Source organism: Stenomitos rutilans (genome assembly GCF_059505485.1).
On record NZ_JCACKR010000109.1, the window covers coordinates 21174 to 43277 of the forward strand.

The window sequence follows — 22104 nt, forward strand, 5'->3', positions numbered from 1 at the left end:
GCGGCAGCATGGCTTTGACTCTATCACTCAGGGATTGCGCTGCATGGTTCAAGACATCCCCGACCTATTTTTCTATTTAGGGGTTGCGTTTAACTCAACCCCTAAGTGAGCACTTGTGCTGCTCAGGTTTACTTATGAGTCAGCAATTGAACATCTAAATGTCTGGACATTCAAGCATCTAGTTTCTTGATTGAGGGCACGTGGGACCTCTTACTCCTTACCTTGAACGACCTGGACGACTTAACCCACTACTTTAAGAGTCTAGACATCTGAACATCTGGACATTTAAGTTAGGACTAAGTGAGCCCGCTTATTTCTAACTACGCTTCTGATATCCGATAAGAGAGGCAGGAAAAGGCGTTCTGTAGGCATGGAAAACGTTCAGACATCTGAACATTCAAACATTCAAGTTTCTAAACATTCAGACATCCAGATGCTTAAGCTTCTAAATGCTTTAGGCGGTAAACTACCGTCAAGCCTCATGAAACTGACCAATGATTATCACGATCGCATCCTTTAAGGGTGGTGTGGGCAAAAGTACAACTGCTTTGCACCTAGCAGCGTTTTGCCAAATGAGAGCACCCACACTGCTGGTTGACGGCGACTTAAACCGTTCTGCCTTGCAATGGGCAAGCGCTGGGAACCTGCCTTTTAAGGTGGTTGACGAGAAGGCTGCCGTTAAGTTTGCCCGCAATTACGAGCATATTGTGGTTGATACCCCTGCTAGACCTGCACCGGACGATCTGAAAACACTGGCATCGGGGACGGATTTGCTAATTCTCCCTACATCCCCTGACGCGCTGGCAATGGGGGCAATGCTGCAAATGGTCGACGCACTGCAAGGTTTGGACGCTGACTATCGCATCTTGCTGACTCTAATTCCGCCAGCGCCCAGCAAGGTGGGGGAGGAAGCGCGATCATCGCTGGAGAGTGCAGGATTGCCCCTCTTCAAAACAGGTATTCGACGGTTGGCAGTCTTTCAGAAGGCGGCACTTGAAGGGGTGCCTGTGAATGAGGTGAAAGGCGATTCCTATGCTGGTATTGCATGGCGATGCTACCTCGAAGTGGGTAGGGAGATTATGCCATGAGCACCAAGAAAGAAGGGAGCCGCTTTGACAACCTTTTTGGCGCTGTCCGGTCCGGGCAGGCAGCAGAAACATCTGAACGTTCAGACACTCAAACATCTAATACAACTGAACATCTGGACATCCAGACATCTAAGAGCAAAGACCCTAACTATCAGCGGACGACGATTTACCTGCCGAAAGCTATGCATCGACGCCTAAAAGCAGCGGCAGCAACTGAAGGGAAGGAAATGAGCGCGATCATGGAAGAACTGCTAGAGCTGTGGTTAGACTCAAGGCTAGATACTTAAACATCTAGACATCTGGAAGCTTAGATGTTTAGATGTTTGCGTCATGCTTCCACTGCTTCTGAAGTAGAGGCTGTGTCTTACGTGCCAATGCCTACTCAAAGCTCTCGAAGATTAGCCCAAACAATACCAGTCATGAACTCCTTCCAGAGAAAGTCCTCAGAGGAAGCCTGAGAATACACCTGCTATTGATGGCGTAGGAAACTTCATTCAGAACTTAGTTCTGCTGCGATTGCTGTTGCCGGGTAATGCGCGCGATCGTTTCGACCTCCACGCCCAACTCCTCAGCAATTTGTTCGGCACTCAAACCAAGCCTCAAAAAGCTAGGAACCGCACGGGCAAGAACTTCTTCAACGCCCTCTTCCTTGACCTCTTGATAGAACCGGGTCTGCTTCAGTTCGTCTAATCCCAGCATTTGCCTGATTGCCTCCCGCTCAAGGGTTGGAAACTTATACACCAGTGTCGCTAACACCAATTCTACGACGCGCTCACGCTCTGCGCCATCCGTAACCTCATCCCTGGCTCGCTCAACCAGTTGTCTTGCACGCTCTGGAGCCACAGCATCATCCAAACCAATGAGTTGCAGTACACGCAGCTCCAACGATTGCTCAGTCAGGTTAGCTGGTAACTGATCTAAGTAGACGCGCTGGAAGCGAGCACTACTGGCATAGTCTTGAAAGTGAAGGGGTAACTGTGGGTCAAGGTTACGCTGGGTAAAGATCAGAATACCTAGCCAGTCTTGCACCGGTTGGTAATCACGCAAGTACAGAAAGATTTCAGCAAAGAAGCTGTGATAGAGAATCTTTTTCTGATCACGATAGCCCTGCACCTCCACAAAGACGAGGGGCAAGTCCACGGCATCCGGTGAGGGGGTGAGCACGCCATCAATCCGGAAGGCCAGCTGCTTCACCTCCTGAGAGCCAAACGCATAAGTGCCTGCAGGGGGAGTGGTCTCGCCAAGGAGTTGAAATACTAAGTCAGGGCGATCCTTAAATAAACGGTAGAACAACGTATCCGTCTTCACAAGTGGTTCCGGTCTTGGCACAGCAGTCTGATTGTAAGCGGTGCGTGACCAAGCGCGCTGGAGCCGTCGCCATCGGAGCGTGATCGCTCAACACAGGTTACAGCAGAAGACACAACTAGAGAAAAAGACATTTTCAGCCACTCTGTTTCACGTCACCGCTGAAGCACTCTCTACTACGGGTCTGATGTGAAACAGCGATCGCACACAGCCAAGCGACTCTAGCAACGTTCAGACATTGGCAAGCGAGCGACGCGATAGTACAGTTGTGAGAACCAGTAGAGAGTCGGCAGATGAGTGAGTTTGAGCGTGACTGGACACACACAGAGCGGGAGCAACATGCCCGACTGCTCTATCAGTTAAAACGGGAGATTGTCGCCAAACGGCAGGCAGAGCAAGCGCAGACAAGACTACAGCGCACGGCTCAGCCACCCCAAAGAACACTCATAGCCTCCTTGCCGTCAGTGGCCACACCAACGGAAACGGCCCGCCCCTCCAGCTTGGTCCCAAAGTTGGAGACGGCTACCAACTTGAGCCGTGGGCAGGCAGCACCAGGGCGTACTTCAACGCTGGACTAAAATCGGCCTAACTACGTTGTAGTACAACGGCTGAAACGCCCATTCCTTCGTAGCGGTCGATCGCCACAACGCCGATTCTATGGTGGCACTTCTGCGGTGTTATGCAACTAATCAAGCCTTTAAGGCGATTAGCAAAGCCTACGAATCAAGCCTTTCACTAGCAAGGCTGATAGTGATTTATACCCCTCCGGGGCAATGGCTCATTTTTACACGAATGGGTCTGTGCGACTTGTTTCCGCTCAAATCGAGTCCTAAAGGGCTAGAAATAAAGCGGAGTCAGGGTTCTGAACCTTGATAACTCATCTTTCGTGTGGTGCGTCCAGGTTGGACAATTCCAACTCCCCTAGTGCTGGGGTAACAGCGTAGCCCTCAAGTGTGCGACTGACCCTCAATCGCTTGAAGCAGGGCTAAAAGGCGGTCACTCAGAACCCGACTGAGAACTCCGTCGAGCAGAGCTGACCAAGGCTAACGAAAGTGAACCCACGTTTGAACCATCGTCATCGTGAACAAGCCTACGCGGGTTTAGGGGCTTGCCCAAAAGGGAAAGGCTAACTGGCAGGCAGTTACGACGCTTGACCTGCAAGCACTCAGCAAGAAACCCGGTGGAGAGTGGGAGCCTACAGTCAGCGCAAAACGGAAGATGGGAACAAAGTAACCTCCCCGACGGCTCTCTGAACGGTCGCTGTCAGAGTAGGTAGTCAGCCGCATGGGTCGGGGAGGCGGGATTGTCTCAGAAGCCAATGCCTCTGGGAAAGCCAGGGGATATGCTGACGGAGACACAGCCATTGGGAAGGTAGAGTTGTCAGTCGCAATGGACACGTCATGAGCGAGTTAACGACTACGTATGAATGGAAGTCCATCCCCTGGCGCAAGCTGGAGCGGAAGGTCTTTAAGTTGCAAAAGCAAATCTACCGAGCCGCTGGTCGTGGTCAACGAGCAAAAGTGCGCAGGCTTCAGCGACTCCTGATCCGCTCTTGGGCAGCCAGAGTTCTGGCAGTGCGACGAGTGACGCAAGATAATGCTGGCAAGAAGACAGCAGGCATCGACGGCTTAAAGTCGCTTCCACCGCCTCAACGGTTGTCCCTTGCCCAACGTCTTCAGTCTGGTTGGGGCAAGGCTTCTCCCACGCGTCGGGTCTGGATTCCCAAACCGGGTAACACCGAAGAACTCAGACCGTTGCAGATTCCAACCTTAGAGGACAGGGCAAGACAAACCCTGTTCAAACTAGCGTTGGAAGCACAATGGGAAGCCAAGTTCGAGCCAAACTCGTTCGGCTTTCGCCCAGGACGCTCCTGTCACGATGCAATCATGGCGATCTACCTCCAGGTTTGTCATCAACCGAAATGGATCTTAGATGCCGATCTGGCCAAGTGTTTCGACACGATTGCGCAAAAACCCTTGTTGAAGAAGCTGAACGCCAGTCCGTTTGTCACTCGGCAAATCCGAGCGTGGCTGCGGGCAGGGGTCATGGACAACTTCCAGTACAGTGAAACGCCACAGGGCGTGCCACAAGGCGGAAGTTTGTCACCCTTATTGGCGAATGTGGCGTTGCATGGCATGGAAACCTACCTTGAGCGCTATGGCAAAGGGGCAAGGGTGATCCGCTATGCCGATGATCTGTTGGTGATCCATCCGCAACGGCAGGTCATTGAACACGCGCAACAGCTACTAGGCAAGTGGCTGGCAAAGATGGGATTAGCCTTCAAGCCAAGTAAAACTCGCCTCTGTCACACCCTCGAAGCCGTGGATGGGCAGGTCGGGTTTGATTTCCTGGGTTTCTCGATTCGGCAATACCGAGTGAGTAAATATACATCCGGGCAGTCAATGAAAGGCTACAAAACGCTGATCCAGCCTAGCAAAGCAGCAATGCAGAGACACCTTCAGCAATTGCAGACGGTGATTAGAAGCCACAAAGCAGCCCCACAAGTTGCTTTGATTCAACACCTCAACCCGATCATTCGGGGATGGTCGGCTTACTTCTCGGCACAGTGTAGTAAGAAGGCTTACGCCAAGCTGGATTACTTGCTCTATCAAAAACTGCGAGCCTGGGCACATCGTCGTCATCCTAACAAGGGCGGACAATGGCGAGCCAGTCGCTACTGGCTAGTCAATCAAGGAGGAGGATGGGTCTTTGCTGCCTAGCAGGGAGAGAACCAGGTGCGGCTGCGTACTCACGTTCAAACTCCCATTGTCCGGCATGTCAAAGTCCAGGGCAGTCGCAGTCCTTTCGATGGGGACTGGAGTTACTGGGGCACCCGCAGGGGCAAACACCCAGAACTCTCCACACAGATTGCCAAACTGCTGAAGCGGCAACAGGGAAAATGCTCACATTGCAGACTGTACTTTAAGTCAGATGACCTGCTGGAAGTCCACCATGTGGACGGCAAGCACCAAAATCATCAATGGGGCAATCTGACACTGCTACATCAGCATTGCCACGACCAAGTTCATTCCGGTATGCATGACAAGCACCCAGTGGTTGAGGAGCCGGATGAAGCGAAAGTTTCACGTCCGGTTTTGCAGACGAGTCGGGCGGGTGACCGTCCGGCTTAGTCTAACCCGACCCCAGGTTCGCGCAAAAGGGCGAAGTTACAGGGTCTCAGGGAGCAAATCGAGCCGATGCTTCTGCGGAGGCCGCGGGGCCAACTTGGCGAGTTCTGCCAGAATGGCTGGAAGTGGATTAGCCACTACGTTCCGCAGCCGACCTGGGGTGGGAAACTGCTGATCACATTCCAAGCAGGTGTGCCTTGGCAAGGGCATGTAGGCTGCCTCCCCGAGGTCAAATTGGGAATGACTGCAGTTCGTACAGTTCATCGACCGAACACGGCTCTCTAGCGAAGGCATAACGTTCTGGGCCATCAGCACTCGGACCATGATCGGATCAAGCCGAATGCCATCGATAGTGACCTCTCGAAACGTGTCATCAAGAGTTGGCTCGACCTGGCTATCCGTCCGAAAAGCATGGACGTGGATTCCCTCTCTCTCGGGCTTGGGTTGCGTCCACAGAAACGCCGGGTTCGACCCCCAAATCTGGATGCCGCCGGGGTATTCAGACTGATTGATATCCAGGGTCTTCTCCGCCGGCACAATTTTATGCTTGCCGACGTCGAGGGCGTCAAGGACTCCGCTTATCGGGTTGCCGATTCCAGTCATGCGGTCGTAGAAGTACTTCCCGCAGCCGGCGCACAAGTGCCGGCGGTGCGGGTGTACGGAGAACCAATCCTTGTCCAGGTGCGGCCAGCCGCAGTAAGTGCAGGTGACGAAGGTCATCGGGAAGCCGAAGATTGAGCTGGTCATGTAGTAGATTGAGTCGATCTCGCTGACCACGATGCCCTCTTCCGGCAGACCCCGCCCGACGAGCTGCACAGCCCGGTACGTCCAATCTGTGTCCTTTGAAGACTCCATTGTCAGCCGGGTGTGGACGTGAATGCCGCGGTCCATCTTCTGCCGCGTCGTGTCGTACACGGCCGGGACAGCGCCCCAGAGCGCGACGCCGCCGAGGTACTTGTCTAGATCAAGTGTCAGGGTCTCATCAGCATGGATGGGGACCGTGTCTGCCCTGCGACACCGGGCTGCCATCGTGCCGCCCTTCGCCGTGGCGTCGGCACGATGGGCGCGGCACCAGTAACGTGTGCCACCATCGCGACGTTTTTCGAGCGCGATCACATCGCACGACACGTTGGGGCCGGCGACATCGAGTGTGGAAGGTATGCTTGGACCAAAAAGCGTCAGCTGCTTGGGAGGCTGGAGTTGAGATGTCATGTTATCAGTTCCTTGAACCGTCAATTCCGTTCCTTAGTTCGCCAAGGGAAATGCTCTGTCCAACCCATAAAGCAGCTCCTCCGGTCGGGTTTGAGCGGCCGAGTCCTTCACTTCATCCAGCAGCGTTCGCAGCTTGTAAACCTGCCTTTCCGTCATGTTGTGATGACGCCCGATGATTTCGCGGACCGAGTTACCCTGCTTCCCAAATACCTCCTGGAGGATCTCTAAGGTCCACAAGCGTCCCTCGTCGATCTCTTCCGGCGTCAGGAGCGCGATTGGGTTCATACCGACGAGGTAGTTCTCAATCCGCTGGTTGAACGTGTCCTTCTCGTGGTGATCCAGTCTGTGCTGATTGCCCTTGGCGTTCACAATCACGTTCCCGATCACTTGTCCATCGGGGAGCAGCCGCAGACGCTGCTCCGGAAACCGTTCATATGCCTCGATCGCGCTGATCTTTTCCGCGACCTCGAAGCCACCCAGCACGACTTGAGAGAAGCCCCGCACCTTCCCAGACACCACGAAGACGTGGTCGCCCTTCTGGACCTGTCTGCGAATATCGGGGCGGCACGCCCCGAGCGACGGCTTCGGCCCCAGGTATGGGTCCTTTATGTGCTTGCCCTTTACCGGGTCGCAGCCGCTCCCGGTGACGAAGATCTTCCCAATCATAGTGCTACTCCTCGGGGATGAAACCCCACTCCAGTTTCTGCTTCAGCGTGTTGCCCTGCCAGTGTCCGAGAACCTTATCGTGTTGAAGGCGGTGGATCACGATACCCGGGTGGATTTCAATCGACTCGGCGAAATCCTGAATAAGCTCGCTCGTCAACTCATCCGGCTTGTGAAGAGGGAGCTTAGCCAGTTCCGCTGGCGGGATGAGTATGTCGGCTGCGAACCGATCCGCTTCTTCCTCATACTTTGCCATGACAGGATCGACCACCTCATCACCCATCTCATCGGCCGCGTTATCCACCACGAACAACTGCTGGTTACCGTGCAACAGGATGTGGCCCAGTTCGTGGAAGAAGGTAAACCACAACTGTTCACCCGACTTATATCGCGGGGTTAGCCCCACCATCGCCTGGCTGTCAGTGAGCCACCGGGAGCACCCACTGATCCGCGTACCAGGCAGTTCGGCAACGAGAACAAGCGCCACCCCACAATGCGAGCAGATCACCTGAGCTTGATCCAGGGCAGGCATGGCATCCTCACGCGTCAACCGCCGCAATACGTTCAGCGACGACCGCAGCTTCGCTTCATCGAATTCCGCAAGCGGAATTTGGCTGGCGGTGATTTCCGCCTCTCGGACCCACGCTGTGAGTGCTTCCCTATGAAAGTCGAACTTCTGCGTCTGCCGGAACGCAACTTCATAGTTACCCCACTTCGCTCGCCATGCATCGGGTGATTGCACGCCGAAGAACTTCAGAAGAACTTCAGCGTCGGACCCGCCCTCCGGCAGCGAGAACTGAAACTTCCGCATAGCTTTCAGCGGGAAAATCCGGCTCCACTCAGACGGTCTCATGTCCGGCTGAATCTCCACGCCCATGTTCATTTCCACTCGCGTGACGAGCCCGCCAACAGAGACGATCCTGTTGTCCTCCTTCTCCGCCATCCGGAGAAGCCAATTTGGATCAATATTCAGTTTCATACCGGCCCCCCGTTGAAGTTTGACGTAAAGCTCGCCGCAATCTCGCGGGTCATCTCGTAGTACGGCAGGTTTTGATAGGACGCATCAGGTCCGCAACCGTGCATCCCACAATCGTCTCGATAGAAATCCTCTGCTTGGTGAAGCGCGTGCAGTCCGATCCGTCCATAAAATCCCTCGTCATGACTCAGTTGTACTGCCGTCCGCATGAGCACCGGGCCTACACCGCCGTAAAGCGGCGTGTCCACCATCGCACGAAGATTCCAGGGAGCCGACTCCAGGTAGTCGATGTACACGAGCGGTTTGCCTTTATCAGGCTCGAGCCTAGCCTCCATGCCCGTGAGCTTGACCATCAGCAGTCCTTGCCACTTGCCGTCGCACTTGATGCCGAGGCACCGGTAGGCAAGGAACCGCAGATCAAGGCTCTTCGTCCCCCAATTCCAGTGAAAGTGCTGCGGAATTTCCCCGCCCTTGCCTGCGTCGTGGAGCTTCTGGGCAGCGTCCAAGCGAATCGGACCCCATTCCTTCTCGGCTTCGACCAATACCGTTGGTACTAGCTCGGTATGAAGGACGGCATCCACCAACGCCTTATCTTGGCGGCGGACGATCTGAACAGGGATGGTGCTCACAGAACCATCAACTCCGCTTTCTTCTGGGCCTTCTCATCCTCGAAAACAAGCTTTTCACCGGCTGACAATCGTGCCTCAACCATCTGGTAAAGGCGTAGCGCCTGCCGGAGCACCGCTGTCTTCGAGAGGTCCTTCTTATTGGCCAACTCCTCAAGAACCAGCATCTCGGCCTCAGAGAGGTTCAGGGTCATCGTCTTCTTGATATCAGGGGTCATCGTCTTCCTGGAATCATTATTTATCTGTAGCCTCCCATCAAGTATAGGAAGAGATAGCCAATATTTCAAGTAAATTTAGCTACTTTTTAATTATTTTTTATGTATGACAAGCATGGAGCGAGGGTTTGACCCTGATGGGGATTGAGCTGACATACGGAAAAAAAGTGCAACATGAGCTGAAATCCTTAGCCAGATTGAGTTTCAGAGAATCTGTCGAAGTGAGGCTGAGTATCGGGACTGCTGCTCGTGTGGCAAAAATGTGAACCACAACTCGCGCAGTACTGTGCTGAACTCAGCTTGCCTGCTCAGGCGCACCAGTTTGTGGCCGCCTTGCGCACGCAATTGACCACAACCGCGCGGCAGATAGACCAGGCTTGCCAAGCTTTAGAACAGTTCAACCTTTCACCCCAAGGTGTCCCCGTCTTACAACGAATCAATGCACAACCCAGACCACCTGGAGCGAACACGCTGGAAGCGGCCATCTGGGAGCTGGTTTAGCAGCTTAACGGTACTCTCTGTTCGGATGATACTCAAACCCCTCTCATAGCAATTCCGCCACTGCATCCACTTCGTCCTTACCGATCGCCAGATACTTCGCCAAATTCCCCAGGTCAACATGACCTGTTCGCTCCTGGAGCGTCTTCAAGGGCACTCCCTGCTTATAAAGCTTCGTCAGCCCAGTACGGCGGAAGCTGTGAGTGGATATGCCTCGAATGCCCAGGTAATCACAGGCTTTCCGCAGTGCCAGGTCTGCTGCTTGCCGGGTCAGATGTCCTTCCTGCTTTCCAGGGAAGAGATAGCCAGTGGTGAGTAGGTCAGCCTGGTCCAGGATGGCTTGTAGCTTAGTGGGGACTTTTACATCACGAGTCATCTTCGTTTTAGTCGTTCGAGCACGGAACACGATGCGATCGCGAATGATGTCCGATCGTTGCAACTTCAATGCTTCACTCACCCGACAGGACGTGTAGTAGCAAATGGCAAAGAGCAAGCGATGGTTATCCGGCAAGACCTGCATCAGCTCCTCTAACTGCTGCTCTGTTAAAACTTCCGCCTGTCCATTACGGTTATTTTTCATACCCTACAATGCCTCGGGACATGAACCAAATTGAGCAAGTAAGGCTTCCACAACGGCGTCATTTCCATACTTGTAAGAAGGAGTTTTCACTCCCTTTCCCATCTGGTTAAAATCCACCGTTTCTACATACCGCTGGGTAAGCACTCTGTCCAATGGGGGTTCGATATCTTCCCCGTGACCAAAATCATCTCTACAACTACCTTTGACCCAGCCTCTAAGGGTTAGATGATATTCTTGCCACTCCTTACGCTGGGCCATCCAAGTAATTCCTGTTCAGACTTGCTCTTTCGGTATTTTAGCAAGTGCAAAACCCAATACTTTCGCAGGTTTTGGGAAAGGTCACCGCCAGCGGTCTCAAAAATTGCGGTCTGTTGCAGAAAAAGCCGTCTTATTGAGAATCACTCGACAGCGAGAGCGGAACTGAAGACTGGGGCGTAACGGAACTGTGACTGACACAAGGAAATGTAGCGATCGGCAACCAACGAGAGCCGTGAGCATTACATGCGCTCCTACTCTCTAGTGGGTTTGTGCTGGTTGTTGGGTCCTGTTCCAGCAGTCTTTAGGGGAACGAGATTGTCTGTAGGCCTGACAACACGATCGCTCCTCACCTTAAAGATGCGACGCTGCACCGAACACAGCACTGGGTAGAGGTGTTGAAGTACGGTCAAAGGTCTCTAGGCTGTACCCCACTTTGCGGGTCGCAAGCAGGGCTGTCAGACCGAGCAGAGCGTGAATCACCTGACCTAACCTCTTGTGGGAGGGCTGGACTGATGGGATGACTGACTGGTGGGATTAGGTTTGTGGGACAGGGCTGTCGAGTCCAGCCTTTAGGGTCATAAGAGGGGCTGGACTGCCCATCAAACCGCGTCTCACTTTACCCCTAAACATCACAACTCCCTGCTAGTGGGATACTTTGTCTCTCTTGCTTTCTGGTAGGGATCTTGGTTGTGGGTGGTGACTGGACAGTCGGTTTTTAGGGTAACCGTGCAGCCCTCTCGACAGACGTTTCAGCCCTTCTCCGTACCCTAAACTGAGGCGTCGCTAGGCATCAGGGGCAGGGGGTGGAGGGGATTCAGGTGGGGAAGGTGGGAGAGTGGGTGCGTCAGGGGGAGTGATGCCCATCGCTGCACAGTCGCGATCGCTGATGGTGCTGTCAGAAAGGGTTGTATGGCAGAGGTTAGCATGGCTGAGTTGCTCGTCTGTCATGCCTTTGGCACCAAAGAGGTTGACACCTTTGAACTTGGCACCCTTAAGGACGGCGCCATCGAGTTTTGTAGCTCTGAGGTCGGCTTCACTGAGGTTGGCACGGTAGAAGTTGGCACCTTCAAGGTTGGCACCTTCAAGGTTGGCACCAGTGAGGTTGGCACCGCTGAGGTTAGCAAAGGTGAGGTTGGCATTGGTGAGGTTGGCACCGCTGAGGTTGGCATTGATGAGGTTGGCAAGGGTGAGGTTGGCTTTCCTGAGGTCGGCTTTAATGAGGTTGGCAAGGGTGAGGTAGGCATCACTGAGGAAGACACCACTGAGGAAGGCACCTTCGAGGAAGGCTTCTCGAAGGTTGGCACGGTAGAGGTTGGCACCTCTGAGGTTGGCACGGTAGAGGTTGACACCTTTGAACTTGGCACCCCGGAGATTGGCACCCCGGAGATTGGCACCTCTGAGGTCGGCTTCACTGAGGTTGGCACCTCGGAGGTAGGAGCCGCTCAGATTACTCCTGCTTAAGTCCAACCGCTTGCCTTCGGAGTCATACTTGTACCGTCGTCTGCCAATCACCGTCAACGCTGCCTGCACATCCTTCGTCACGGGTGTGAACTTCACTCCTGACGCAGGCACCTCTAGCGCTGCTGCCACAAAGGTCTTCGGCACTGAAGGCTTAGGAGCCTCTAACGGTGACTTATCCCGCACAAACGCCGTTAGCACCTCCATAATCGTCCAGTGGTCACGCCGGGAGTCCTGAGCAATGCGTTCCAGGGCATAGATCCCACCCAGACGCACTTCAATCTTGTCACTCCCCAACTGTTCCACAGCCTTAGAGAAGCGCTCTGTGATTAGACGCGAAGCTGTGAGGCGCACATTCCAGAACACAAAGACACCACCGACGATCGTGGCCAGTGTCCCCGCACCACTAATCGCCACCTTGACCCACTCCAATGTGTTGTCAGGGGGAGGAGTAGAGGGTTTCGTGGTCTCTTGTGCCTGAAGGGGTCGTGTGCTGCCCCACTGCACTGCACCGACCAGGAGTGCTATGCCGATCAGCCGTCGCACCATACTGATTCCCACCGTCTGCTGTTGTGTCTGAGCATCCCACGGCTTCATCATGCCTGCGATCGCATAAACGGGGTTTGAGTATTATCCGACCAGAAAGTTACGCTAAGGGGTGTACCAGTTGAAACTGCTGAAAAACAGGAGCCTGAAACCCCTGATATTCTGTTCTAGATTTCTGTACCAGATGACTTAGAGTTTAACTGGTACGTCTCAATGAGACTGGAGATTACTTTTTGAAGTGACTAATGGGAAAGCATTTCAGCCTTAGCGTAATTTTCTGTTCCGTTGCTACTCGATCCCCTATTAGAAAAGGGGTAGAGAAGAAAAACTTTGCCTAAGTAAACGCATTTTCGGCAAAGATACGAGCATTAACGGCCCTAAGCTCAGCGACAGAGGTTGGCGAGGTCAAGCGTGGAGTGCAGAAAGGGGCTGAACGCCAGCTTCTGTGCGCTGAAGCGCGTGGTTAGGCACCGAGACCGGACGATACAAGTGGGCAGACTTCCATCGCTTGAATCAAACCATGCTCAAGGGTGAAACGGTGACCAACGTGTTCATCAGCAAGCACGGCTCCGGCCAGATCGCGCACGACCTGATGCACCTCGACCAAGACCTGCCCATCATCTTCTGGGTGAAAGGCAATCGGCTCGACGTGTGGATCGATCTCGCTCCACTGTTCCGTCCAGTAAGCGCGGACGGCTTCAGTCCCACGGACAAAACCGCCTTTGAACGCCCTCGCCCAAGCCACGTTGGGAGCCATGAGGGCGAGGGCGGCATCAATGTCACGCGCGTTGAAGGCCGCGTAGGCGGCGCGTAGCAGCTCGATTTTTGGTGCAGGTTGATCTAGCATAAGAGGTCAGTGAAGGAGATGGAACAGTGCCGAGCGCCCGGCACCCCACCCGACCCCAAGAATGCGTTTGATGACAGGCAGAGTGTCACGTGTCGGATGCATGCTGTTGTTGGGCGGCGGCGATAAGGAGACCTACGACCCTGATTTCTAGCTATATCCTTACAACCCATACATCATGGTAAGGAAAAGCCTTGCCTATTTTACGCAACCCGTTAAGAAATGATAAACGGCGATGTCCTTCGAGCAAATGAAACGGCCGCTTGAGAGGTTCGCCGCCAGGAAATGTATGCTGCCCCCGCTCATTCTGAAGAAGAATTATAGGTGTATTCCATGTACCTTGCTCTAGCATATGCTGGGCAAGCCAGTCGTATGGATCGCTCGCCCTTTCCTCAACGTTCGAGAAGGCATCACAAAATTCCTCATCGTCAAACGCTTCTCGACTGGGAATTTTTTCCAGCGGCCAACGCTCATTAGAAAAAGAGAATGTCTCAAATCCGAGATAGACATATTTCCATATGAAATCTGCATGCCTATGTAGCCATTCGATCAAGACCTCTTTGGGCCAATCAGGTAAAACGTCGGCTTTCATCCTTCGAGCATAGCTTTCTTCATCCTCAATGACACGCTCATCGCTGTCTCGGAAAGGTTGGTACTTGCTCGTTTCTCCCCACATATCCATCTCACATCAAGAGTCTCCGCCACAAGCGGACAGCGTATCACTTCACATTTAGATTGGCTGATCCTATATATTCTAAACAGATAGCTCGATATTGTTTGGGATCGAGTTTAGTACTTGAATTTTGCAATTCTTGCTCTACTTCACAATCACTATTTTTAACAGATTTAACATTAAATAGACCCATATATCTTAAATGGTTAGAGTTGCTAAGATACTCAAAATAAGGGATTGACCCACGATATTCTACAGAAGGAGATACCTTAAATATCTCATTACCTTTTCTTGAATTATTATAGCCTCGGTCAGTTGAAACTAAAGAAGGTAGAGAACCTAGGCATTGAAATATCCTTATTCCATCTTTATATGAGGTGAAATTGTAGAAGAGTAAACCCAAATAAAAGCCTTCTAATATACGCCCTTTAGTAGTTTTCAAATCATCTCTTGATCCGAATAAGTAAGGGATATTGATTTTCTCCTGATTGTCTTGTCCTGTAAGGAGAAACATAATATTTTCAACGTTATTTCGTGAACGCTCCTCTTCAAAAATGTCATTTAGGGAGTATCTATTTTGGGTTTTAAGTAGAGCGTTACGGACATCGTTCCGCGAATATTTCTCCTCAATTTCAAATGCTTGAATAAACTCAAACATTGCTCTATTGAACAGCGTATTTTCCATATTTATGTTCACGAACTAACGAAGATTTGCAATTCAAGGATTTAATCACAGCATTTTTAAGGAGGCGAACGTCAAGAGACGGCTGAAACTGTACTGTTAATTGTAATGTATGCGCTTCTGTGCCTTCAGCGGAGGGTTGCTAGGCCTCTGGTCAAACTAAGCCGGATGGGTGCCCGTTCGGCTTAGTTTGACCAGACCCCAGTATTCAGCAGGGATCGAATCTGGTTGACTTCAATCTGGAAGAACGGGAGTGTAGCGTCAATTGTGTTTGAGACAGGTGCGCTGAGCGATCGCCTGCCCTTTCGATATTCAAGACTTAGGTTACTCTGGTGGCAACTGAGCGATGTGTTCCATCAACAGCCGATGGATGAAGATGTAACCACCTCCGACTTTTTGCAGGAAGAGGCGATCGGCTGCGGTATCTAAAAAGCGGGCATAGTTCCAAGGAATATGTCCGTTGAAGTAGAGAATGAGGCGGAGGGTAAGGTGTTGGATAGAAGCAGCACCTCCAAAAAACAGACCACCAATCAGCCCAAAAAACAGCCCAAAAGTCAGCCCAACAATCAGACCGCCATGCAGATCATCATGCAGCCCATCGATTAGACCAACAATCAGCCCAACAATCAGACCACTAATCAGACTAACCGATGCAAAGTTTTTAACTGAGCTCCAGATTCCTTGATTAGGCATCGTTGTCTTCTCAAGTTCAATCCCAATCAGCCCACCAGTCAGACCACCAATCAGCCCAAAAGTCAGCCCCAGAAACAGACCAAAAAACAGCCCAAAAAACAGCCCAACAATCAGACTACCGTTCAGCATGCCGCTCAGTCCAAAAGTCAGACCAAGAATTAGCCCAAAAATCAGACCACCATTCAGCCCGCTCCTAGCTTCTTGCCAAGACCACTTCAGTCTGAGTTTTTCAATAGCCCTTATTTCCTCACGCATTCCAAAAAATAACCCGCAACTCAGACCAACAAACAGACCAAAAATCAGACCAAAAATCAGCCTATCAATCACCATACTAATCAGTCCACCGGTCAGCCTATCAATTAGCCTACCAAACAGCCCAAAAATCAGATAATTCATCGAACCCAAAATCAGCGCAAAAATCAGCCCGCAGACGAGGGCTAGCAACAGAAGGGAGCCAACTCTATAGATTCTTTGGTCTCCAAACGGTAACAAGTAAGGTTGCATTCGCTCAATCAGAAACACCGTTTGAGACTCCCGCACCATCTGTAGCGCCAACCATCTCAACCAGCCCAAAAACCGCTCTTGTGGATACTTGAGGGCTTGCCCCCGATGCTTCAGCATTTGCTGGATGTAAGTATTAAAGAGTTGCCTGCGTCGGTCTGCAATCACTAGCGTTTGAGGCAGGTCAGCAACAATAACACCTCCGTAAGCAAAGACCATGATATTCAGCAATAGGGGAGATTGGGCGAGATCTGGCAGCGCGGAATCGGTTGCCAGCAACCTGATGAGTCCGGTTAGATTGGCAGTCAGGCGATTAAGGTAGCCTTTGATTTGCGGCAGGGTGAGTGGCTGGATATAAATGGCTTGTTGAACCTGAAGCCGATTACTTAACGCTTCATAGTCTCTAGCCCGACAGCAAACCACTAGTTCGGTACTTGCCTCCTGCTGAAAGGCATTGAGCGCGTTTACGCAGGCATCTCGATCCGCTGCCTTCACCTCATCCAAGCCATCCAAAAGCAGCAGGAGTTGTTGCTTTTTTACCCAGTCTTTGCCCAAGTGCCTCGGCACTTGGTATTTACTGCTTAGTTCTTCCACCACCCAATCGGCAATAGATTGGGGCGCGGTGCGCCTGCCCCGCCGTCGAGTGGGTGTCCAGGAAGAAAGATTCACCACTACCGGAATCAGGTAATCGACATCCTGTTCTGCCCGTGCAATCAAATCTCTTGCCAGTTGCAAGAGGGTAATTGTCTTGCCGGAACCCGGTTCCCCCAAGATCAGCAAGGTGCGACCCGCTCCCAATTCATCAAATACAGAGAGGATAGAGGTGTTGGCTGGCAGTTCCCGCTCTGATCCTTCTGTTTCCACGATTAAATTCCAGGGACGCTCAATCGCATCGGGGCGTTCTTCCATGCCCAGCGTGATAAGTACCTGCTCATGTAGCGACTTCTCCAGCACTCCTTTTACCCAAAAGTGCTTCACTTTGGTTAGGAGCGCCTGTCGATTCTGATATTCCTGTCGCGTGAGGGGATGGGACGTGACCCGTGAATCGGGCGAATCCTTTCAGTTAAACGTAACAGGCGCATTGAAGGTGTTCCCTTGAAACAGGTTCTTAATCTCTTCCGCTAGCTTTCCGTAGTTCTTAATCGTGGTCGGTCGAGCCGTTTGCAGTGCCTCTGCATACGCTGGCATGAGTTGAGACAGCCTGGGGTCAGCCTTAACACTCTCTGCCAACTGAGTTACCGCTTGAGCCAGTTCCGGGTCTGTAGCGCTAACGGTCTCAACTTCCAGCACTGCTTGCCCCATATCTACAGGCTGATCTGCTTGTTCAATTTGTGCCGTTTTCAGTAAAGACTTGCGCTGGATGAGCTGCACGAACTGTGATAACTGCACACTAACCGCTTCACCGAGTTTCTCACCCGTTTTCTCGAAAGCCTTCTTGAGGATAAGCGTAGTAACCGCAATGAGAGCAGGGGTTAAGGGTTCCATAAGTACCTTTTGGAGGGAGGAGGCAAGACACTGCTATTTTATAAGTTCAAAAGAATATTTACCAACCGCTGATCTTTCATCGCAAACGCAAACCTTCGTAGATGGGCAGCGCCTAGCTCAATTCCCTGAGACACGTATCTCTGCTGGAATATTAACTCGAACGCTATAACCTGAAGCACTCTTGCTAATTGCAATAGGACCATTTATCACTCCTGCACCACCAGTAGGAATCTTGACTGTACATCTTCCATCCGAGGTTAAGTTGAAGTAACCAACACTCAAATTCCAAGTTCCTTCTAAATTCCACTCTTCACTTCGAGTAGCTGTTTGGACACTGGCTGACCCCATAAAAACCGACAGAAGTACACTAACTGCAAAACTTCTCAAGCAAACCTAGATTCACAACTCCTCTTGATTAGACTAAAAAATCTTGCCCAATAGCTAAGACGCTTCTACTATTTATCTTTAGATTAGGCAGTTTCGCTCCCTTTTTAGGTAAGTTTCAAACTACTGCTCCCACCGATGCCTTGCGTCACTACGTCCGTATCACTACTTGGGGACGGAGAGGGAAAACCTCCCTGTTACCCGATTAGGCAATCACGATACATCGCTACTAGAGGTAAGTCGCTTTTGCTCAACTTCTTTGTTGGCAAGGATCAACTGTCGCGCAAATCGCTCCTCTTGACGAGACACATCCAGCGTATGAGCGACCTTCGAGACTAGCGCACTTGAGTTTGCAATCAATGAACTGCGTGACGCAGAGTTGAGGTCAAGTCCAAGTTCATGCAGATCGATACCAAGCCCTTCAGCACCTGTCACAATGCGAGAGTCAGGCGTGAAATACGACCAGACGAAGTAGGAACTCACTCTGAGATCATGCGCCTTTGCAAATTCGGCACGCACGGTACTTGCTCCTAGTCGCCTCACACACTTTACTTCCACGACTCTGAGTATATTTGCTGGCGTCGGAACATCAGCATTAGATGTAACGATCAGATCAGGACGCCCACCAAACTCGCTGAAATGACCTTGAACTGTGTACTGAGACCACAAATATCGAATCTGTCCGTTCTCTATGATTTCTAAAGGTCCTTCTTTCATAAATAAGGTCACCTTTCCCGTGCGTACATCATCGGCACGCAGCAACATCGTCAATAGACTTAAACCTTCAACAAGTTGCCATGTTCGCACGTCAGGGATTGGTTGACCCAGCAAGGCTTGCGGAATTGCCTCGGCACCGAGACGCATCAGAATCTGGCATCGTGACAGAAGTTGCTCTGCGACCGAGCAGATTCCTCTCCAAATCGCCTCACGACCCTGAGTATCTGCATCAGCGTTTACTTCTCCACTCTCAAGTTCCATAAAATCTGCTGCAATGAGATCCGCTTAACTTTTGATTAGACATATTCCGTCCGTTATCTACTCTAAATGAGGGATATAGGCGGACTCTCGCAGTCTATGTGCCCTGATTCGAGTCTTTAGAAAGGATCTTAGGTTGCGCGGTCTCTGCATCAGAATAAGGACGCTTCGATCACTTCTACTAAGACTCACTTTCTTCATGTTTAGTTGCCCCCTGAGCAGAAGTGCAAGACAGCATAAGGCTTTTAGCCGGTTTGAGCGGCTAAATTGGCCTCTGTACTACCCCTTTCCCTTTCGAAATAGTCCAAGGTTAGGCCAAAGCCACTAGTACACCGCCTGAGTGCGATGGCCCTCTCCTACTCCCCACTCTCCTCTCGCAATTCTTGCAACACCAACCGCGTCATTGGATCATCCGAAAGTTTATCCGTGCGCTGCTCCTGGATAGCTTTTTGGAGTAGAGCGCGAAAGCTAGTTGCCCCTTCCTGCATCCAGGGATGATTGTCCCCCAACTTTGTTGCAAAGATCAGGAGTGCTTGCAGGTAAAGGGTTTCTGCCTCACGATAACGTCCTTGCAAAGTGTAGAGATTGGCCAAATTACTCACGATCCTAGCGACATGAGGATGATCAGCAGGAAGCCGGCTTTGCAAAATGGAGAGTGAGCGTAGAAAAAGCGTTTCCGCATCGCTGTAGCGCGCTTGCGAACAGTAAAGCCTTGCTAAATTGCTGAGACTCTTGGCCACATCAGGATGGTCATCGCCCAACTGCCGTTGCCAGATTTCCAGCGATCGTACAAACAGCGGTTCCGCGTCTCCATAACGTCCTTGAGAATCGTATAAGTGCCCCAAATTGTTCAGGCTCTGAGCGACATCAGGATGGTTATCGCCTAACTGCCGTTGCCGAATTTCCAGTGAGCGCAGGTAGAAAGTTTCCGCGTCCCCATACCGTCCTTGTAACTCATACAATTCTGCCAAACCATTGAGGCTTGTTGTTATGGCTGGATGGTCACTGCCTATCTGCTGTTGATAGATTTCCAACGACTGCAGGTAGAGCGGTTCTGCTTCTCCGTATCGCCCCTGGGCGTAGTACAAGGCTGCTAAATTGTTCAAGCTCGTTGCAACACGGGGATGATCATCGCCCAACTGTCGTTGCCGAATTTCTAGCGACTGCACAAACAGCCGTTCCGCGTCTCCATAACGCCCTTGGGCTTTGTACAAGAATGCTAAATTATTCAAGCTCTGCGTGACATCAAGATGGTCGTTCCCTAACTGCTGTTGCCGAATTTCTAACGATCGCACAAACAACAGTTCTGCGTCTCCATAACGCCCTTGGGCATCGTACAATCCTGCCAAATCGTTTAGGCTCTCTGCGACACTAGGATGGTTTTGTCCTAGCTGCTGCTCCCGCATTGCGAGTGAGCGGCGATACGGCGGTTCGGCTTCACCATAGCGCCCTTGTGCGTAGTAGAAGTTTGCTATCAACTGTAGACAGGTTGCTAAATCCAGTGGTTGCTCAGCGTTGGTGAACCGCTCGATTACGGCTTGCAAATGAGCGATCATTACCGTCGATTCCTGGAGCAGCGATCGCTGTGGCTTCTCATAAACTCTTTCTGCTGCTGCAACCACCACTTGATAAAACTGCTGCTGCAAGGCTGAGTCATCTGCCCGTTGCGATCGCTTCACCGCAAAGAATTCTCGCAGCAGTTGATGCAGTTGGTACAGCCCCTGATCGACGCGCTTCAGCAGATAGGTGCCCAAGAGCTGCTCATCGCGGATTTCCTCCAACTCTTCTGCATCCAGCGTTGGCAAACACTGTTCCACCAGCGTCCAGGGAATTTCCACCAGGGCAAACAGGCTCAACATCGCGGCGACTTGCTGCGCGGACTCGTCCAATGCCTGCCAGCTCAACTCAAAGGCCGCTGCTACGCCCAGGGATGCGGTCATGCCCGGTTCGGCTTGCTTGAAGGCGAGCGCGTCCAAGCGTTTGTCCTGCAACCGTTGCCACAAGACCGCGAGGGAGAGATCTGGCTTGCGGGCTAAATATCGCCCCACCAGTTCCACTCCCAACGGCAAATAGCCTAGCCATTCGCAGAGTTGTTTGGCTTGCACTAATGCTTGTTCCACGCGCTTGTCGTTCACCAACGATCGCAACAATGCCAAGGCTTTTGCATCCGACAGCACATCCAGTGGCAAAGACTGCACGGGCGAGCCAAAGTGCGAGCGCGTCGTTAGCAAGACCTTAAAGCGCGACTCCTGCGGCGGCAGGAAGTGGGCAATCGCGTCATACTGCTGCACATCATCAAAGATCAGCAGAGCGGCTCCTTCGCGCCACCGTCCCCAACACCACCGCACCTTTTCCACTAATTCCAGGTCGTCTGGTGGCATTAACTCCAGGCACGAGCGCACAAAGCTGATGATTTGCGTGCCCACATCTTCCCGTGCCCGTATCCAGCAGAGTCCACCGGGATAGTCACCCTTGCGACCATGTTGGCGGGCATATTGCAGCGCAAGCTCGGTCTTGCCAATGCCACCCATCCCCGAAAGAGCGAAAATGGAGACGGTTGAACCTTGCTGCAACTGTTGATGGATCTGCTCTAGTTCCGCGTCTCGTCCCACAAAGTTGGTGCTGCCGTAGGGGAGATTCTGGAGGATGTTGGGCGGATAGATGGGCTTGGCTCGATCAGTCAGTGGGTGAGATCGTCCTGGAAAGCGTGGCTTTTGCTCTGGTTTGGTGCGCCCCGTTTGTACCGCCTGCAACACAAGCTCCTGCGCGGCTATTTCCTCAACCCCGACTACATCCACGTAGACGATCGTCGCCAACATTCCCGTCAGCGCACACTCCCCGACGCGGATTGGCAGCAGCAATCGCTTTTCCCCTGTTGGATCTTGGGCAAAGGCGGCTGCCCATTCTGGGTGCGTAAATTTCCCATCCAAATAGTGCTGTGACAACACCGCGATCGTCCGTTCTGCCTGCGTTGCTGCCTGTTGCATATAAACAACGAAATTTCCTCCTGGACGGAAATCCCATGCTTCAATGACAACCGTATAGCCTGCTGCTTCCAGAGTCCACGCAATCCACTCTGCCCAGGTTTTGTCATGGCGGTTGTAGCTGATGAAAAAATCTGGCTTTGCTTCAGCATCCATAGGGCAACTCAGACGCAGGGCTGCTTTTTTCTACCCCAGCATTCTAACCTGGCCTTCCCATCGCGTTTGAACAAGCACGGCCATCGGACATGAGCGGCGTTTGACCAGGCGTGGTCTCCTGCCGGGCCCGCAGCCCTACTGCGGTCAGTGCAGCTTCCCCTTCGACTACTTTAG

At 52.1% G+C, this 22104-nt stretch carries 22 protein-coding genes; 7 read left to right on the forward strand and 15 right to left on the reverse strand.

The window, feature by feature from the left end:
• The first annotated feature begins 494 nt into the window (after positions 1–494).
• A complete protein-coding gene (locus AC5JLP_RS21760; protein ID WP_496070051.1) occupies positions 495–1088 on the forward strand; it encodes a nucleotide-binding protein in 594 nt (197 codons plus the stop codon).
• The gene (locus tag AC5JLP_RS21765; RefSeq protein WP_496070052.1) at positions 1085–1375 is read left to right on the forward strand and encodes a ribbon-helix-helix domain-containing protein; all 291 of its coding nucleotides are present in this window, start codon (positions 1085–1087) and stop codon (positions 1373–1375) included. Before AC5JLP_RS21760 ends, AC5JLP_RS21765 begins: the two co-directional genes overlap by 4 nt.
• A 214-nt stretch (positions 1376–1589) precedes the next feature.
• Here AC5JLP_RS21765 and AC5JLP_RS21770 read toward each other — a convergent pair whose 3' ends face one another.
• The gene (locus AC5JLP_RS21770) at positions 1590–2396 is read right to left on the reverse strand and encodes an Rpn family recombination-promoting nuclease/putative transposase (protein ID WP_496070053.1); all 807 of its coding nucleotides are present in this window, start codon (positions 2394–2396) and stop codon (positions 1590–1592) included.
• Positions 2397–2436: 40 nt separating this feature from the next.
• Here AC5JLP_RS21770 and AC5JLP_RS21775 point away from each other — a divergent pair, with 40 nt between their 5' ends.
• From AC5JLP_RS21775 to AC5JLP_RS21790, 4 genes are all read left to right on the forward strand, one after another.
• On the forward strand, positions 2437–2586 hold the full coding sequence (locus AC5JLP_RS21775) for a hypothetical protein (RefSeq protein WP_496070054.1): 150 nt from the start codon (positions 2437–2439) through the stop codon (positions 2584–2586).
• Between the two features lie 100 nt (positions 2587–2686).
• On the forward strand, positions 2687–2971 hold the full coding sequence (locus AC5JLP_RS21780) for a hypothetical protein (protein WP_496070055.1): 285 nt from the start codon (positions 2687–2689) through the stop codon (positions 2969–2971).
• An 822-nt stretch (positions 2972–3793) separates the two neighbouring features.
• The gene (ltrA, locus tag AC5JLP_RS21785) at positions 3794–5113 is read left to right on the forward strand and encodes a group II intron reverse transcriptase/maturase (RefSeq protein ID WP_496070056.1); all 1320 of its coding nucleotides are present in this window, start codon (positions 3794–3796) and stop codon (positions 5111–5113) included.
• Between the two features lie 15 nt (positions 5114–5128).
• The gene (locus AC5JLP_RS21790; protein ID WP_496070057.1) at positions 5129–5524 is read left to right on the forward strand and encodes an HNH endonuclease; all 396 of its coding nucleotides are present in this window, start codon (positions 5129–5131) and stop codon (positions 5522–5524) included.
• Positions 5525–5560: 36 nt separating this feature from the next.
• Here the strand turns inward: AC5JLP_RS21790 and AC5JLP_RS21795 are convergent, their stop codons facing one another.
• Genes AC5JLP_RS21795 through AC5JLP_RS21815 form a run of 5 tightly spaced genes read right to left on the reverse strand, consistent with a single transcriptional unit; the run spans position 5561 to position 9216 of the window.
• A complete protein-coding gene (locus AC5JLP_RS21795) occupies positions 5561–6733 on the reverse strand; it encodes a hypothetical protein (RefSeq protein ID WP_496070058.1) in 1173 nt (390 codons plus the stop codon).
• 33 nt (positions 6734–6766) lie between these two features.
• Entirely contained in the window at positions 6767–7399 is a 633-nt protein-coding gene (locus tag AC5JLP_RS21800) for a hypothetical protein (RefSeq protein ID WP_496070059.1), read from the reverse strand.
• 4 nt (positions 7400–7403) lie between these two features.
• A complete protein-coding gene (locus AC5JLP_RS21805; protein ID WP_496070060.1) occupies positions 7404–8375 on the reverse strand; it encodes an ImmA/IrrE family metallo-endopeptidase in 972 nt (323 codons plus the stop codon).
• The gene (locus AC5JLP_RS21810; RefSeq protein WP_496070061.1) at positions 8372–9001 is read right to left on the reverse strand and encodes a GNAT family N-acetyltransferase; all 630 of its coding nucleotides are present in this window, start codon (positions 8999–9001) and stop codon (positions 8372–8374) included. The genes AC5JLP_RS21805 and AC5JLP_RS21810 overlap by 4 nt, the downstream gene beginning before the upstream one ends.
• The gene (locus AC5JLP_RS21815) at positions 8998–9216 is read right to left on the reverse strand and encodes a transcriptional regulator (protein WP_496070062.1); all 219 of its coding nucleotides are present in this window, start codon (positions 9214–9216) and stop codon (positions 8998–9000) included. Before AC5JLP_RS21815 ends, AC5JLP_RS21810 begins: the two co-directional genes overlap by 4 nt.
• A 246-nt stretch (positions 9217–9462) precedes the next feature.
• Between AC5JLP_RS21815 and AC5JLP_RS21820 the strand changes: the two genes are divergently transcribed.
• Complete coding sequence (locus AC5JLP_RS21820) at positions 9463–9714, forward strand: hypothetical protein (protein WP_496070063.1); 252 nt, start codon at positions 9463–9465, stop codon at positions 9712–9714.
• Positions 9715–9757: 43 nt separating this feature from the next.
• Here AC5JLP_RS21820 and AC5JLP_RS21825 read toward each other — a convergent pair whose 3' ends face one another.
• The 9 genes from AC5JLP_RS21825 to AC5JLP_RS21865 form a co-directional block, all read right to left on the reverse strand.
• Complete coding sequence (locus AC5JLP_RS21825; protein WP_496070064.1) at positions 9758–10291, reverse strand: tyrosine-type recombinase/integrase; 534 nt, start codon at positions 10289–10291, stop codon at positions 9758–9760.
• A 1041-nt stretch (positions 10292–11332) separates the two neighbouring features.
• Positions 11333–12607 (reverse strand): pentapeptide repeat-containing protein, encoded by a 1275-nt coding sequence (locus AC5JLP_RS21830; RefSeq protein ID WP_496070065.1) that lies wholly within the window; start codon positions 12605–12607, stop codon positions 11333–11335.
• A gap of 409 nt (positions 12608–13016) precedes the next feature.
• Positions 13017–13400, reverse strand: coding sequence for a nuclear transport factor 2 family protein (locus AC5JLP_RS21835; RefSeq protein WP_496070066.1), 384 nt, complete (start codon positions 13398–13400; stop codon positions 13017–13019).
• Between the two features lie 151 nt (positions 13401–13551).
• Positions 13552–14073 carry a hypothetical protein gene (locus AC5JLP_RS21840; RefSeq protein WP_496070067.1) on the reverse strand — a complete coding sequence of 174 codons (522 nt, stop codon included), beginning with the start codon at positions 14071–14073 and terminating at the stop codon, positions 13552–13554.
• Between the two features lie 43 nt (positions 14074–14116).
• Positions 14117–14755 carry a hypothetical protein gene (locus AC5JLP_RS21845; RefSeq protein ID WP_496070068.1) on the reverse strand — a complete coding sequence of 213 codons (639 nt, stop codon included), beginning with the start codon at positions 14753–14755 and terminating at the stop codon, positions 14117–14119.
• Positions 14756–15076: 321 nt separating this feature from the next.
• Positions 15077–16924, reverse strand: coding sequence for an NACHT domain-containing protein (locus tag AC5JLP_RS21850; protein ID WP_496070069.1), 1848 nt, complete (start codon positions 16922–16924; stop codon positions 15077–15079).
• An 81-nt stretch (positions 16925–17005) separates the two neighbouring features.
• On the reverse strand, positions 17006–17431 hold the full coding sequence (locus AC5JLP_RS21855) for a hypothetical protein (RefSeq protein ID WP_496070070.1): 426 nt from the start codon (positions 17429–17431) through the stop codon (positions 17006–17008).
• Between the two features lie 597 nt (positions 17432–18028).
• Entirely contained in the window at positions 18029–18793 is a 765-nt protein-coding gene (locus AC5JLP_RS21860) for a hypothetical protein (RefSeq protein ID WP_496070071.1), read from the reverse strand.
• Between the two features lie 353 nt (positions 18794–19146).
• Positions 19147–21930 carry a tetratricopeptide repeat protein gene (locus AC5JLP_RS21865; protein WP_496070072.1) on the reverse strand — a complete coding sequence of 928 codons (2784 nt, stop codon included), beginning with the start codon at positions 21928–21930 and terminating at the stop codon, positions 19147–19149.
• Between the last annotated feature and the right edge of the window lie 174 nt (positions 21931–22104).